At 63.2% G+C, this 14580-nt stretch carries 15 protein-coding genes; 1 reads left to right on the forward strand and 14 read right to left on the reverse strand.

All coding sequences use genetic code 11. From position 1 onward, the window contains the following. Positions 1-12: 12 nt before the first annotated feature. The 6 genes from EN993_RS19595 to EN993_RS19620 form a co-directional block, all read right to left on the reverse strand. On the reverse strand, positions 13-1191 hold the full coding sequence (locus EN993_RS19595; RefSeq protein ID WP_127264582.1) for an alanine--glyoxylate aminotransferase family protein: 1179 nt from the start codon (positions 1189-1191) through the stop codon (positions 13-15). A 25-nt stretch (positions 1192-1216) separates the two neighbouring features. Beyond that, entirely contained in the window at positions 1217-2023 is an 807-nt protein-coding gene (locus EN993_RS19600) for a 4-pyridoxolactonase (protein ID WP_109659559.1), read from the reverse strand. Between the two features lie 45 nt (positions 2024-2068). After that, a complete protein-coding gene (locus EN993_RS19605) occupies positions 2069-3004 on the reverse strand; it encodes an ABC transporter permease (RefSeq protein WP_127264583.1) in 936 nt (311 codons plus the stop codon). A 3-nt stretch (positions 3005-3007) separates the two neighbouring features. Next, a complete protein-coding gene (locus EN993_RS19610; protein WP_127264584.1) occupies positions 3008-4105 on the reverse strand; it encodes an ABC transporter permease in 1098 nt (365 codons plus the stop codon). Beyond that, entirely contained in the window at positions 4102-5670 is a 1569-nt protein-coding gene (locus tag EN993_RS19615; protein WP_127264585.1) for an ABC transporter ATP-binding protein, read from the reverse strand. Before EN993_RS19615 ends, EN993_RS19610 begins: the two co-directional genes overlap by 4 nt. 77 nt (positions 5671-5747) lie before the next feature. Further along, on the reverse strand, positions 5748-6722 hold the full coding sequence (locus EN993_RS19620; protein ID WP_245462910.1) for a BMP family protein: 975 nt from the start codon (positions 6720-6722) through the stop codon (positions 5748-5750). Between the two features lie 154 nt (positions 6723-6876). Between EN993_RS19620 and EN993_RS19625 the strand changes: the two genes are divergently transcribed. Next, positions 6877-7302: a hypothetical protein gene (locus tag EN993_RS19625; protein ID WP_127264587.1), complete on the forward strand. Its 426-nt coding sequence runs from the start codon at positions 6877-6879 to the stop codon at positions 7300-7302. Between the two features lie 36 nt (positions 7303-7338). On the opposite strand, the gene EN993_RS19630 is transcribed toward EN993_RS19625, so the two are convergent. The 8 genes from EN993_RS19630 to EN993_RS19665 all read right to left on the reverse strand — a co-directional run bounded on the left by EN993_RS19630 (position 7339) and on the right by EN993_RS19665 (position 14511). Continuing rightward, on the reverse strand, positions 7339-8349 hold the full coding sequence (locus EN993_RS19630; protein ID WP_127264588.1) for an ABC transporter substrate-binding protein: 1011 nt from the start codon (positions 8347-8349) through the stop codon (positions 7339-7341). Between the two features lie 39 nt (positions 8350-8388). After that, positions 8389-9204 (reverse strand): ABC transporter permease, encoded by an 816-nt coding sequence (locus EN993_RS19635; protein WP_127264589.1) that lies wholly within the window; start codon positions 9202-9204, stop codon positions 8389-8391. Next, positions 9201-10031: an ABC transporter ATP-binding protein gene (locus tag EN993_RS19640; RefSeq protein ID WP_127264590.1), complete on the reverse strand. Its 831-nt coding sequence runs from the start codon at positions 10029-10031 to the stop codon at positions 9201-9203. The genes EN993_RS19635 and EN993_RS19640 overlap by 4 nt, the downstream gene beginning before the upstream one ends. A 124-nt stretch (positions 10032-10155) precedes the next feature. Then, positions 10156-11085, reverse strand: a complete 930-nt coding sequence (gene fhmpcd1, locus EN993_RS19645) for a 5-formyl-3-hydroxy-2-methylpyridine 4-carboxylate 5-dehydrogenase (protein ID WP_127264594.1) — start codon at positions 11083-11085, stop codon at positions 10156-10158. Then, positions 11085-11705, reverse strand: coding sequence for a glutathione S-transferase family protein (locus EN993_RS19650; protein WP_127264591.1), 621 nt, complete (start codon positions 11703-11705; stop codon positions 11085-11087). Before EN993_RS19650 ends, fhmpcd1 begins: the two co-directional genes overlap by 1 nt. 26 nt (positions 11706-11731) lie before the next feature. Then, positions 11732-12139, reverse strand: coding sequence for a RidA family protein (locus EN993_RS19655; protein ID WP_056582478.1), 408 nt, complete (start codon positions 12137-12139; stop codon positions 11732-11734). A gap of 9 nt (positions 12140-12148) precedes the next feature. Beyond that, positions 12149-13306: a hypothetical protein gene (locus EN993_RS19660; RefSeq protein ID WP_127264592.1), complete on the reverse strand. Its 1158-nt coding sequence runs from the start codon at positions 13304-13306 to the stop codon at positions 12149-12151. Positions 13307-13359: 53 nt separating this feature from the next. Beyond that, positions 13360-14511: a cupin domain-containing protein gene (locus tag EN993_RS19665; protein WP_127264593.1), complete on the reverse strand. Its 1152-nt coding sequence runs from the start codon at positions 14509-14511 to the stop codon at positions 13360-13362. Positions 14512-14580 lie beyond the last annotated feature (69 nt).

A 14580-nucleotide genomic window follows, 5' to 3' on the forward strand; every position in this document is an offset into this window, starting at 1 on the left:
GATGATGTCTGTTCAGGCGTCGGCGTCGATAACAGCCAGCGCCGCGTCGATGCCTTTGCCGACCGCCAGTTTCTGGCCGGCCGCGTTCATGGCGCCGCCAAGCGCCGTCAGCGCGGCGATCGCATAGATCGGCTGCGCCGTCGGCCCCATATGGCCGATGCGTGTCAGCTTGCCCAAGGTTTCACCGCGGCCAGACGAAAACACCACGCCGTAGCGGGCGCGCGCGGCCTGGCGGAGCGCCTTCTCGTCGACGCCTTCGGGCGTGCGCACGGCGGTCGTGGTCGGCGACGCGATGCTGTCGCTGGCGGCCCAGATCGACAGGCCCATCGCGGCGACGCCGGCGCGCATGGCCTTGGCGGTGAGCGCGTGGCGCGCCCACACCGCCTCCGGCCCCTCATTGAGGTAGAGGTCGAGCGCGACGTCGAGCCCGTTGATCTCCGAGACCGACGGCGTGAACGGAAACGGCTTGTCCCGCGACCACGCATGCTCCCAGTCGACGATGCTCAGCATCGACGCGCGGGGGGCCGCCTCGTTGCCCTTCATCTTGGCCCAGGCCCGCTCGCTGACGCCCATCATAGTGAGGCCGGGAGGCGCGCCCAGGCATTTGTTCGGGCCGGTGACATAGATATCGGCCTTGCAATCCTCCGGATGCGTCTTCATGCCGCCAAAGGACGAGACGGCATCGACGATGAGATAGCCGCCATGCGCTGAAACCAGCGCGCCGATGGCGTCGATTGGATTGATGGTGCCGGACGGCGTGTCGTGGTGGCAGACGGAAACGACGGTGATTTCCGGATGCGCTTTCAGCATTGCCTCGACCGCTTGCGGATCGATCGCCTCGTTGTAGGGCACCTCGATCTCGAGCAGATGTGGCGAATAGCGTTTCGCCCAGTAGCCAAAGCCCTTGCCGTAGACTCCAGAGGCAAGGTTGAGCACGACATCGTCAGGCGCGATCAGCGAGGCTGCGGCGGCCTCCAGGCCGAGCACCGGCTCGCCATGCAGGATGACCGGCTTGTTCGACAGCCGCATTGCCTTTTGCGCCTTGTCGACCACACCCTCGTAGAAGAGCAGGAACGCCGGGTCGTAGTCGTAGAGCACCGTGCGACCGAGGCCGCGCAGCACTTCAGGATAGGCGTTCACCGGCCCCGCGGTCAGGGTGATGACCGGATCGGCGTGTTCGAGATAGCGCATCGTCTTGTCTCCCGATTGGCGGCGGTCAGCCGTAGAATTGCGTGCCGGTCCTGTAGGTCTTGAAGTTTTCCATGTCGTGCGAGTACATCAGCTCGGCGCCATGGTCCTCGGCGAGCGTCTTGACCTTGCGCATCGAATTGACGCCTGCCACAGGATCGATGTGGAAGGCAGCCTGGCACAGCGTTTCAAGGCTCTTCTGCGTATAGGCCGCGTCGATCGTGAACATGATCGGCTTGCGCTTGGGAAACTCGACCAGCAGGCTGTAATGGCCGATCGAATGACCGGGCGTCGAGATCAGCTTTACGCCCTTGGCGAGATCGACGTCGCCCTCGATGCCCTCGAAGGTCGAATTCGCCCGTGTCGTTCCCGCGAGCAATTGCCCGGTCGCGCCACGCGCTTCGGCAGCCTCCGCCGAAAAGCTCAGATCGGAATAGCCGAGATGCTCGAAAGGCTGCGGATTGCAGGCCTGCGGCACCTCGGTTCGGTGACAGATCTTCTTGGCATGCGGAAAATACTTGTTGCCGCCGCAATGGTCGAAATGGAAATGCGAATTGACGACAACGTCGATGTCCTTCGGCTCGAGGCCGAGCAGCGCCAGGGCGCCGGGGATGGTCTGGTGCTTTTCCTGGATCGGCTTTTCGAACGGCAGCACCTTCATCACGTGATCGTAGTCGTAGCCGGTGTCGATGAGGAACCGGCCCTCGGCATGCTCGATCAGGATCGAATAGACGGGGAAGCGCACTTCGCCGCCAGGGCCTCGGTTCCAGAACACATGGTATCCGTCGAGAACGAGCGAGCCGCCGTCGAGCAGGTAGACCTTGGTATCCGACATTCTTGCCTCCTATTGGCGCGGGTCCCGTCCGCGCATGAATTGTGCTCAGCGCGCGCCGCGCTCGTATGGAATGCCGAGTGCTGCCGGCAGGCTTGCGCGCCGGCCGAACAGCACCAGCATGATCATCACCGCCAGGAACGGCAGCATCTGGATGATGTCGGTCGGTATGTTGATGCCGGCCACCTGCATGGCCGTCGTCAGCGACAGGCAGACGCCGAACAGCAACGCGCCGAACAGCACCCAGATCGGGCGACCACGCGCCAGCATGGCCAGCACGATGCCGAGAAAGCCCGCGCCATTGGTGATGAACGGAATGAACAGGCCGGCCCCGACATTGGCGAGATAGGCGCCGCCGAGCCCGGCCAGCGCTCCGGTCGTCAACACGGCGATGGTGCGGGTCCGCACGACATCGATGCCGGCAACGTCGAGCGCGGCCGGCTTGTCGCCTGCCGCCTGCAGGTTGAGGCCCAGTTGCGTGCGCCGGTAGATGTAACCCATGCCGAAAACCAGCGCGACCGCCAGATAGACGATCAGATGATGTTTGAAGAATGCAGGCCCGATGACCGGAATGTCCGAAAGCAGCGGAATGACGGTCGCATCCGCCGCCGGCAGGCGGGGGTAGCTGCGTGAGAACTGGAAATGGTGGAGCAGTGCTGTCAGACCCTCGAGTCCGAGCGTCAGCGCGATGCCGATGACGATCTGGTTCAGCCCGATGCGCACGCAAAGCAGCGCCATGACAAGCGCCACCGTGGCGCCGCCCGCGGCACCGGTGAGAAAGCCCAGCCACAGCGACCCGGAATAGAAAGCGCCGACAAAGCCGAGATAGGCGCCGGCCAGCATCATGCCTTCGATGCCGATATTGAGCACACCCGCCTTCTCGGAAATCTGCTCGCCGAGCCCGGCAAGCAGCAGTGGGATCGCCGCGGTGACGGCGCCGAACAGGAGCGCGCTGAGAAACACTTCGCTGAAGAGCCCGGTCATGCCCTAGGCCCTCCGCGACTGGTTGTATCGGTGATCGACATATTCGGCGAGAGCGAGCACGATCAGCACGATGGAAACCAGCACCAGCGTGAAATGATTGGGCACGCCGAGCCGCCGGGCCGCGCTCTCGCCGCCGATCGAAAGCACCGAGAGCAGGAACACGAAGCCGATGGCCGCAAAACCGTTCATGCGGGCGAGAAACACGGCAGGAATCACGGCAAGCCCATAGGCGGGATTCCAGTCGGCGCGGACATTGCCCTGGACGCCGATGATGTCGACGGCGCCAGCAAGCCCGGCCAGCCCGGCCGAAATGGCGAAGACGGCAACGGTCAGGCCGGGGACGCCGAGCCCAGAGTGAACCGCCGCGCGTGGATTGGCGCCGACGATCCTCAGCTTCAGCCCGAACGCCGTGCGCGTCATCACCAGATGCACGATGACGATCGCCGCCAGCCCAAGCAGCAGGCCACTGGTGATGGTCGTTTCGAACAGTCGCGGCAACCGGTCTTCCACCGGCAGCGTGCGCGTCTGCGGCACGGTCGTGTTCGGGTCGCGAAACGCCAGCTTGACCAGCACATTGGCGAGCGACGTGCCGAGGAACGTCATCATCAGCGTGGTGATGATCTCGTTGACGCCCTGATAGGCACGTAGCAGGGCCGGCACCAGCGACCAGATCATCGCCACCACCATGGCGATGAGGAATGAGCAGAACAGCGCCAGCCAGGCTGGCATGATCTGCACGAACACGGGAGCGCTGGCCGCCGCCGTCACCGCGCCAAGTAGGAACTGCCCGTCGCCGCCGAGATTCCACATGCCCGCGCGAAAGGCCACGATCAGGCCGGCGGCAAGAAACAGCAGCGGCGCCATGCGCGTCAGCGTCTGCTGGATGCCGAGCGGCGAGAACAGTCCTTTCTCCAGCACGAAGCCATAATAGGCGAGCGGGTCGACGCCTACTGCAAGCAGGATACAGCCGGCTATGACGAGAGCGGCAAGGATCGGGCCGAGCGTCATCAGCATCCGATGCAGGATGTCGCGGCGTGTCACTGTCCCGCTCGTGGCATCGAGTGCAGTAGCACTGACCGTGGGTGCGGTGTCGATGCTCATGCGGCAAGTCCGATCATCAGGCGACCGACCTTGGTGCGGGCGTCGTCGGCATTCTCGACGGTACCGACCAGCGCTCCGTTCGCGATGACGGCTATACGGTCGCACATACCAAGCAATTCCTCGAGGTCGGTGGAGATCAGCAGCACGGCAAGGCCACGCGCTGCCGTGTCGCGGATGCGCTGGCGCGACGCCAATGTGTTGGCGAGATCGAGCCCATAGGTCGGTTTGTTGAAGATGACCACCTTGGCGCCCTCAGCCAGTTCTCGCGCCAGAAGCACCTTCTGGATGTTGCCGCCGGACAGCCGCGCGACCGGCGTCTTCAGGCTCGGCGTGCGCACATCGTATTCGCGCACGAGCTGGGCGGCGCGCTTGTCGATCTCCGCGCGCTGCTCGACGCCGTTGCGCCAGAACGGGGCCGCGCCGACCTGCTTGAGGAAGAAGTTGATCGAGACGGGGAAGGTGCCGACAGTGCCCTCGCCCAGCCGGTCGTCGGTCAGGTAGCGAAGGCCGCGCCGGCGGCGCTCGCCGACGCTCAGCGTCTCGATGGCGGCGCCGTCCAGCCGCACCGAGCCGCTGGTGGCTGTGCGCTGGCCGGCCAGCGCTTCCGCCAGCTGCTTCTGGCCGTTGCCGTCGATGCCGGCGATGCCCAGGATCTCACCCGGGCGGATGTCGAAGGAGATCGACGACAGGCCTGGCGCATTGTCCGTCGGTGCAACCGTCAGATCCGCGACCTGAAGCAGCGGGGCCGTTCCGGCGCGGGCAGTGCGGACAGGACGCTCGACAGCTTCCGGGTCATCCTTCTGCTTGCCGAACATCAATTCCACGATCTCCGAGATGATCTCCTGTTCGCCCAGCGCACGAAACCGCTCGGGCGGGATCTCGCCGACCTTGCGGCCGAGCTTCAGCACCGAGATGCGGTCGCCGAAGGCAGCCGCCTCCTTGAGCTTGTGGGTGATGAAGACGATCGCCAGGCCCTGCTCGACGAGGCGGCGCATCAGCGCGCCCAGTTCGTTGATGCCTTTCGGCGTCAGCATGGAGGTGGACTCGTCAAGGATGAGCAACCGGCTGTTGCGCAGCATCGCGCGCAGAATCTCGACCTGCTGCTGCTCGCCGAGCGACAGCTCCGATACCTTGGCATGCAGCTTGACGGTGATGCCGAGCGTGCTGGTGATCTCGGCGACCCGCGCCGCCAGTTCCTCGGTCCTGGGGCGGCGCCACCACGGCCCGCCAAGCAAGAGGTTTTCCGCCACCGTCAGCGTCGGCACCAGCATCATATGCTGGAATACGGTGCCGATGCCGAGTGCCAGCGCATGGCGCGGCGAGGTGATCGGGGTCGGTTTGCCGTCGACCAATATGCGTCCTTCATCCGGCTGCTGCAGGCCGGACAGCATGCCGATCAATGTCGATTTTCCAGCGCCGTTCTCGCCCAGCAGCACATGCACTTCGCCCGGGCGGATCGACAGGTCGACGCTGTCATTGGCGACTATGCCGGGGAACCGTTTGGTCACGCCTTCAAGCGCGACAATGTCGCGCCCGGCAACGGACGATGAAGAAAGACTGCTCATGAAAGCCCAGCACCAAAAAACGGGAATCGTCCGGAGGGGTGAACGGATCACCCCTCCGGCAGCTGACCGTGATCGCCTTACTGGGCGACGCTGGTCATCAGTGCCCTGACGGCGGCTGCGTCATAGACCGGATCGACCTTGATCTTGCCGGAAATGACGTCTTCGCGCAGCGCCTGGATTTCCGTCCAGACATTATCCGGGATCGCAGCGGTTTTCAGCAGCTTGACCGAGTCGTCCTTGAGGCCGATCGTATAGTGTTTGGTGCCGAACGTGTCGGCTTTCAGGTCGGCAATCATCGCCGCATAGACCGGCTCGATGTTCCACACCACCGACGACAGCAGGAAGCCCTTGTCGATCGGCGACTTGTCGCCGATGACGTCGATGAAATAGACCTTGCCGCCATCGGCTGCCTTGGTCGTCTCGACAGCCTGCAGCATGCCGAAGCTCGAACCGTTGCCCTGGCCGAAGATGATGTCGGCGCCCGATGCGATCACGCTTTCGGTGACGCGTTTGCCACCGGCCGCATCGCTGTAGGCGGCCGGGCCGATCACCGCATAGGTGATCTTGACGTCCGGGTTTTCCGCCTTCACGCCTTGCGCGAACGCTGCCGACTGCGAATTCCATGATGGCGGTTCGCCCGAGACGACGATGCCGACCGACTTGGAGCGCGACACCTTGGCGGCGAGGCGACCGGCGAGATAGGCGCCCTCGTGGCCGCTCAGCGTGTAGTCGGCGACGAGGCCCTTCTCCAGGCCGTTCGGCGTGTCGACGATCGCCACCGGAACTTTCAGTTCCTTGGCGATTTCGGGAGCCGAGGTGTTGTAGCCGCTGGCATGGGCGATCAGCAGGCTGGCGCCGTCGGAGGCAAGTTCCCGCAAGGTCGGACGAACGTCGCCATAGCCGAGGCCCTGGGCCACGACCACTTCGACGCCGGCGGCCTTGCCCGCCGCCTTGGCGGCGTCGATGCCTTGCTGGTTCCAGCCATAGTCCGTGCCTTCTTCGGGCGTCAGGATGGCGATCGACTTGACCTCGCCGGCAAGCGCGCCGCTCATCAAGACACCAGTCAATATAACTGCACTTATACTGCTCTTAAGAAGCTTTAACATGTTACCCTCTCTGTTGTTTTACCAATCAATATTCTTATTGTTATTGCGCGAAAGCGAGATAGACTGCCTAGGGAAAAATTACATATGGAGCTCAGGCAAAGTGAAGATCCGTTATGCCCTTCCGGTGATGTTGGCGTTATCGTCCTTCGCCAACGCGGTTGAGTTGCACCATGTCACCGTCCGCACCGGCACTGACGGGCTCGACATGGTTCCGTTGACGATTTCGAATGCGGGCAGCGAAGGCCTGTCCTGCAACGCCGACTTCGCCCACTGGTATTCGGCCGGGATCGCAACGGTCGAACCGGGCAAGAGCGCTCGCATCGAACTCTGGTTCGATGCGAGGACCGGCACGTTCACGATCCTCAACGACAAGCGCGAGAACCTGCCCGTCGAGCGGCTATGGTGCGGTCTAGAGGGCCGCGCATATGCCACCCGCGTGCAGGTCACGCTCGACCGCACCGATGCGGCGAAAGGCAAGCGTGATGTGTCCTGCGCCATGGCGCAGGACAGTCTGGTCTGCCGGTAGGCGCTCATCGACCTGCCCGTTTGAACATCGTGCGCCCTATTCCTTCGCCAGGAATGTGTCGGTGAAGACATCGTCCGCCGACAGAGCCGCCTTGAGCACGCCCTGATCCGTCAGCGTCTTCAAGGTCTCCTCCCACTGTGTCTTCGTCATCCAGCCGAGACCGTGTTCCTTGGTGTCGGGGCTGCTGAACGTTGATGCGATGTCGGCGTTGATCTGCGCCAGCAGCACACCCTTCTTGTCCGCATAGCCGGGTGCTGCCTTGGCGGTGATCTCGGCAGCCTCTTCCGGATGCGCGACGACATAGTCGAACGCCTCCCGGTAGGCCTTGACGAAGCGGCGCACGACATCAGGCTTGTCCTTGATCATCGCCTGCGAGGTGAACAGGCCCGAGCCATAGGCCTTCCAGCCGTAGTCCGCCCCCATCATGATGCTGAGCGAGCCTGGGCCGCCGGCCTTGGCCTCAAGTTCGGGAACCTCGGCGTCGACATAGCCGACGACCGTCTGAACCCGGCCTAGAAGCAGATAGCTTTCATAGGGCGGCGAGACGCTGTTCAGCGTCATGTCCTTTTCGGTCAGGCCATTGGCGGCCAGGAAGCCCTTGAAGAAGATGTAGGTGGAGCCGGCCGGATGAATTCCGATGGTCAGTCCCTTGAGGTCGGACGGCTTGGTGAGCTTCAGTGTCTTGGTCAGCGAAATGATGCCCAGCGGCGAGTGCTGATTGACGGCCACCAGCGCCACGACCGGAACATTCTGCGACCGTGCGACGGCAAGCGTGGGAAGATCGCCGAACCCGAAGTCCGCGTTCTCATTGCCCACCAGCCGCATTGCGTCCGGCGAGCCGGATCCCTTGCGGATCTCGGCCACATCGATGTCGTTCTTTGCGAAGAAGCCCTTTTCCTTGCCGACGAAGAACAATGCGTGATTGCCGCGCACCACCCAGTCGAGCTGGACGTTGACCTTGTCGGCAGCCAGAGCAGCGCTGGAAAAGCCGAGTGCTGTGACAAATGCCGCGACGGTAGCGGCCTTGATAAGTGAGCGTCTCAGCATTTTTTGTTCCCTTTTATGAATTTGGTTGATCGAGCGGGCCTAGGACTGGCTGAATTTCGGCGCCCACGGCACCACGATGCGTTCGAGAATTTCGGCGGCGTAGTAAAAGGCGATGCCAAGCACGGAAACGAGCAGCAGCGCCGCGAAGACCAGCGCTGTGTCGAGCTGGGTTGACGCGAACTGGATGACGTAGCCGAGACCGTCGGAAGCGCCGGCGAACTCACCGACGATGGCGCCGATCACGCTCAAAGTGGCGGCGATCTTGGTTCCGGCCATCAGGTTCGGCAGCGAATGCGGAACGCGGATCCTGAACAGGATCTGCGTCGGGCTGGCCCCGACGGAATTCATCAGCGACAGCAGCGAGCGGTCGACCGATTGCATGCCCGCCAGCATCGACAGCGTCACCGGAAAGAAGGCGATGACCAGGATCAGGCCGATCTTGGGCGCCAGCCCGTAGCCGAACCAGAGGATGAAGATCGGCGCGAGCGCGACTTTCGGTACGTTCTGGAACAGCACCACCAGCGGATACAGCGCGCGTCCCAGCCAGTCGAAGCGAACGATGACCAGCGCAATGGCAATGCCGACCACGACCGAGACCAGGAAGCCGAACAGGATCTCGCCCGCCGTCACCAGCGTCGCCTGCATCAGCGTGCCCCATTGCCCGACCAGCGATTTCGCGATCTCGGATGGGGCCGGAATGATGAAAGCGGATATGGCAAATATCCGCACGGCCGCTTCCCACACCACGATCGTCACCAGCAGCAGGATGACCGCCGGAAGCCAACTGCCGGTCGCGGCACTCCAACTGGAGGCGAGCCGCGGCTCGGAAAGGTCCGTGATGGGTTGGTCGCTCAAGACGCGCCTCCCGGTTGATGGCTGGAGCGCAGCATCGTTCGCAACTGAACCACCAGCCTGACGAACTCCGGATCTTCGGTGACCGACAGGTCGCGCGGATAAGGCAGCGCAATGTCGAGGCTCTCGGTGATCCGCCCCGGCTTGATCCCCAGCACGTGAACATGGCGCGACAGATGGATGGCCTCGTCGATGGAATGGGTGACGAGCACGATCGTCTTGCCGGTACGCTGCCAGATCTCCAGCAGCGACTGGCCCATGGAATCGCGGGTGATTGCGTCGAGCGCGCCGAACGGTTCGTCCATCAGCAGGACCGCCGGGTCGAGCGCCAGGGCCCGTGCGATGGCAACCCGCTGCCGCATGCCGCCCGACAGTTCGTTTGGGCGCTTGTGGGCGCTATCGCCGAGCCCCACCAGTTCCAGCATCTCCTGGCCGCGCGCCCGCAAATCCGAGCGCGACAGCGACTTGTCGGCAATGCCGAGCAGCATCGACGCATTGTCGACGGCATTTTTCCAGGGGAGCAAATTGGCGTCCTGAAAGACGAGGCCGATCATCCGCTTGCGCGCCGCCTCGACCGGCGCGAGCCCGGCGATCGAAACGCTGCCCTGGGTCGGCTGCACCAGCCCGGCCAGCACCTTGAGCAAGGTGCTCTTGCCGCAACCGGAAGGACCGATAAGGGAGACAAACGACCCCTTTGGCACGGAAAGATCGATGTTTTGGAGGATCAGCTGCCGGGCGATGACCACCGAAACGCCCTTGGCGGAGATCAGGTCGTCATGGCGGATATGGGCCGGCCTGTCGCCGGCAGCTCGAATGGTTTCAATGCGCATGGCTTGTCACCTCGCGCGCTGTCGTCGGCCGCACCCGCGCCATTGCGAAGGCGCCCTTCACACAAACAGCCGACCGGTGGAACTCCTCAAACCGGCCTGCCCTCTGCGCACCATGTGACATTGGCTACTCCCGGCCTTCCAGGATGCGCCGCACCGCGACGAGCTTGCGCGCCCGTTCGCCTTGCAGCGCCTTTGTCTGCTCGGGCGTGTAGGCAAACATGCCCTCGCCCGACTTGATGCCGAACTTCGACGCAGCCGTCTTCTCCAGCACCATCGGCGCGACATCGTCGCGGTTGGAGAGATCGGCATTCAGGAAGGACGAGACGGATTTGTAGATATCCAGCCCCGCCATATCGAGCAGCGCCATCGGGCCGATGACGGCGATCTTGTAGCCGATGCCCCAGGATACGCAGGTGTCGAGATCTTCAGGTTCGATGACGCCGCGCTCGACAAGGTCGACCGCCTCGCGCAGCAGCGCATAGAGCACGCGGTTCTCGACGAAGCCTGGAACGTCCTTCTTCACCACCACCGGCAGCAGGCCGATCGAGCGAATGAGGTCGCGGATGACAACCACGGTTTCAGGCGCGGTCTTTTCGCCGCCGATCACCTCGATCATCGGTATGATGTGCGGCGGGTTCGACCAGTGCATGCCGACCATCCGCTCGGGATGCGAGATATGCGCCTGCAGCTTGGTGATCGGGATGCCCGACGTGTCGGAAGCGACGATGACGGACGGGCCGATCAGCGGATCGATGTCACGATAGGTCTGCGCCTTGATGTCGATATTCTCGGGCACATTCTCGATCACCAGTTCGGCGCCTTCGACGGCCTCGGCGAGCGTCTCGACGAAACGCACGCTGCCGGTGCCCGTCCCCGGCGCCTTGATGTCGAGACGGTCGAGCACGCCGCCGGCGAGATCAAGCATGCCGCGGGCACGCTCGACCGACGCTTGCGAAACATCATACGCCGTGACATCGAGCCCGCCGCGCGAAAGCCGCGCGGCGATGCCTGGACCCATCGTTCCCAGTCCGATGAGAGCGGCGCGCTTGATCATCATGCCGCCTTTGCGGGAACAGCAGCGGTTGCCGACTTGAAGGCCGGTCGAGCGGCGATCGCCGCCACCCAGCGCTCCAGATCGGGCATTGACGGCCGGTCGATCTTGAAGTCGACGCAGCGCTTCAGGATCGGCGCGCAGGCGATGTCGGCAAGGGTCAGCTTGCCGAGCGCCAGGAAGTCCTTGCCGGCCAGGTGGCCGTCGACGATCTTGAGCTGCGCGACCAGGTCCTTCACTTGTTCCTTGTATTCGGCGGTCTGCTCCTCGGGTGTGAGCTTGGCGCCTTTGAAGGCCGCCAGGTAGCCGGGATTGACCGCCGCCAGCAGGAAATCCATCCAGCGCTCGACCTCGGTCTTTTCCGCGGCTGTGGCGCCATTCAACTGTTCGCCGCCGGATGCCGCGAGATAGCGCAGGATGGTGTTGGACTCCCAGATCACGGTGTCGCCGTCGACCAGCGTCGGCACCTTGGAGGTCGGGTTGAGCGCCTTGTATTCCGCCGTCTGGGTGTTCTCGAACTGGCGGCCATAGTCCTCGCGCGTATATGCGGCGCCAAGCTCTTCGAGCATGAAGAGCACCTTCTGGACGTTGCCTGATGTCTGGCGGCCTAACAGCTTGTACATGTCGTCTCCTCGATTGTGTCCAAGGCCTACTTGCCCGCCGGCAGCGGCTTGTAGACGATGGCGTCCATTTCGATCTTGGTGTTGATGACCGCCTTTGCCTCGACGGTCGTGCGCGCCAGGACGGCGTCGCCGATTCCTTCTAGGAACGCCTTGTTGTAGCGGCCGAAATCGCGCGTATCCTCGAGGTAGGTGGTGATCCGCACGACATCCGACAGCGTCGCGCCTTCATGCGCGATGACGCGCGCGATGGTTTTCAGCGTGGCCAGCGTCTCTTCCTCGATCGTGCCGCTGATCATGTTGTTGTTCTCGTCCTTCGGCACCTGGCCCGAGACGAAGATGAAATCGCCGGCACGCACCGCCGGATGAAACGGCAGGTTCGGGTTCTTGTTGCCGATTGCGTAGTGGCTGGCGGATTTTCGCGTGCTGTCGCTCAATGCCTGCTCCTAGAGAACACTGGTTTCGATGATGTCGACGCCGCGAATGCGATCGATCAGATAGACGATGCCGCGGTCGTCGATGGTCACGTCGTTGGACGAGGAACGCTCCGCCCCCTCCGGCGCGTCGGGCATGAAATGGCCGACTTCCTTTGGCGCGAACGGGTCGGCAATGTCGACCAGCCGCAGCCCCTGCGCGAACCACGCAAACGGAATGATCGTGCCCTTGAACCGTTCGGAAGGCTGATGGCAGCCCGTCATCGGCGGTTGCGGCTCACCGTCCGGGTCGAGGCCCGGCACCTGGAAGGTCGAGATCGGCAACGGGTTGGTCTCGTCGGTGATGTCGTAAATCCACGTGAAGGCCGGCGGTGATGGCCGAAGCTTGGCGACGTCCTCGTCCGCCACCACCATGATGTTGCGGCCCTTGAGCGGCTGTGGAATCGGCAGGCAGGTGTGGGTGGGATGCGGAAAGCTTGGGCTCGAATTGACGTGCGAAATCAGCTTCGGCTTGGTGATGTCCGAAATGTCGAGGATGAACAGGCCGTGATGCCAGTAGCTGACAAAGAGCCGGTCGCCCATGCGCAGCGGATGGTGGCAACGCGGCGTGACATAGTCATGCCAGGGGTATTCTTCGCCGCCGCCGGTCCACTGGCCGGGTATCCACCAGCGTCCAACCTCGACCGGCTTCGTGGGATCGATCAGGTCGAGGATCATCACGATATTGCCGACATAACCGTCGGCGGTCGGCGAGATGTAGACGTAACGGCCGTCGAAGTCGTAGCGGTGGACGCCCTTGCCGCCGGTTATCCACTTCGAGATGAGCTTGGGCTGTGCCGGCTTGGTGGTGTCGTAGAGCGCCAGTCCGCCGCCGAAATCGGCCGGGCCGGCATCGCCAAAGCGCTCGTGGTTGATGATCATCAGCCCGTCCTTGGCGCGCACCTTGTGCGAGTGCCAGCCTGGCGGAACATCGATCGTGGCTATCTTGCGCGGATTGCGCGGGTCGGAAATGTCGACCAGCGTCGTGCCGCTCGGCGGCCGCATGTGGCCGATATAGAGGATGTTGCCGTCGACCCAGACCTGGCCGCCGCCTGGGCAGTCGACGTGGCCGATCTGCTTGGTGTTGAACGCCGAAACCAAATGCATACGCCCTTGCTGTTGAAACGTCATTTCGATGTCCCGCCGCCAATGGCGGCGGGACAGTGCTTGCCGAAGGACTGGAACTAGACGAGGCGGAGCAGATCGCCGGCCTGGTTGCGGCCCCAGCGCTTGTAGAGGAGCAGCGCCTTCTGCGTCGGTGCATCGGTGGCGCCGAAGAAGATCACCGGCTCGCTCGACGAGCCGTTGACATGTTCGACCCAGGAACCGCCGGGTATGGCGATGGTGTCGAACTGGTTCCAGTCATAGCGTTTGCCGTCGATGATCGAATGGCCGTTGCCGCGGAACGGCGCCAAAAGCAGGCTGGCCGTCTCGCGCTGCGGCAAGGTCTTCTCACCGGGGCGCAGCATCTGCACGTAGAAATTGATGGTGTGGAAGACCGGGCCGCCAGTGGTCGGATCGACATAGTCGATGACGATGCCTTCATGAGGGTCGCCATCCCAATCCTTGTGGCCATCGAGGACCGCTTCCATCTTCTCCCAGCGATAGACATACATGGGCGACGACAGGCCGCCGCCGCGCTTGTGGTCGACGAAACGCGGCATCAGGCCGCCCTCACCATAGATGCGCTGTGAGTAGTCGCTCGGATAGCGGGCGGTCTGCACCTTCTTCTCGACTTCCTTGCCGTCGACCATCTCGGTGTATTTGTGGTCGAAATGGACGGCATGCAGCGTTTCGACCAGCGGCAGGTCGAGCACCGACAGGTTGACTGCCTGCTCGCCGCCCACGGTGCCATGATTGTGCCAGGCGTCGTTGGGCGTCAGCACCATGTCGCCCGGGCCGAAGACCACGTCTTCGCCCTCGACGCCGGTGAAGTTGCCCTTGCCGGTCAGGCCGAAGCGAATGGCGCTCGGCGAGTGCTTGTGCGGCGGCATGATCTCGTCGGGATCATTCAGGCGGTAGGCGGTGTACATGGTGCTGACCGATGCACGCTTGGGTGCAAGTCCAGGATTGACCAGGATCAGCGAACGGCGCTCGCTGTCGTCCATGGTCACCAGTTCGGCGGCACGCTGCAGCAGCGGCTCGATGTCCGAATAGGACCACACGAAGGGAACGGCCTTCGACGTCGCCATCAGCTGCTTGATCTCGTCATGGTCGACGCCTTCCGACGTCGCCCAGAACGGAAACATGTTTTTCGCGTAGAGGGCGTCATAGAGGCCCTTGAGTGCTGCCTTCTTGTTGGTGAGCACATCGTTAGCTGGTTGCGCCAGGGACATATCGGACCTCTCGTCACGAAGAAAATGCTTCTAACCAACTCAACCGTATTCGCATTGGTTTTGCTCGAC

The organism is Mesorhizobium sp. M7D.F.Ca.US.004.01.2.1 (assembly GCF_003997785.1).
GTDB classification, from domain to species: Bacteria; Pseudomonadota; Alphaproteobacteria; order Rhizobiales; family Rhizobiaceae; genus Mesorhizobium; species Mesorhizobium loti.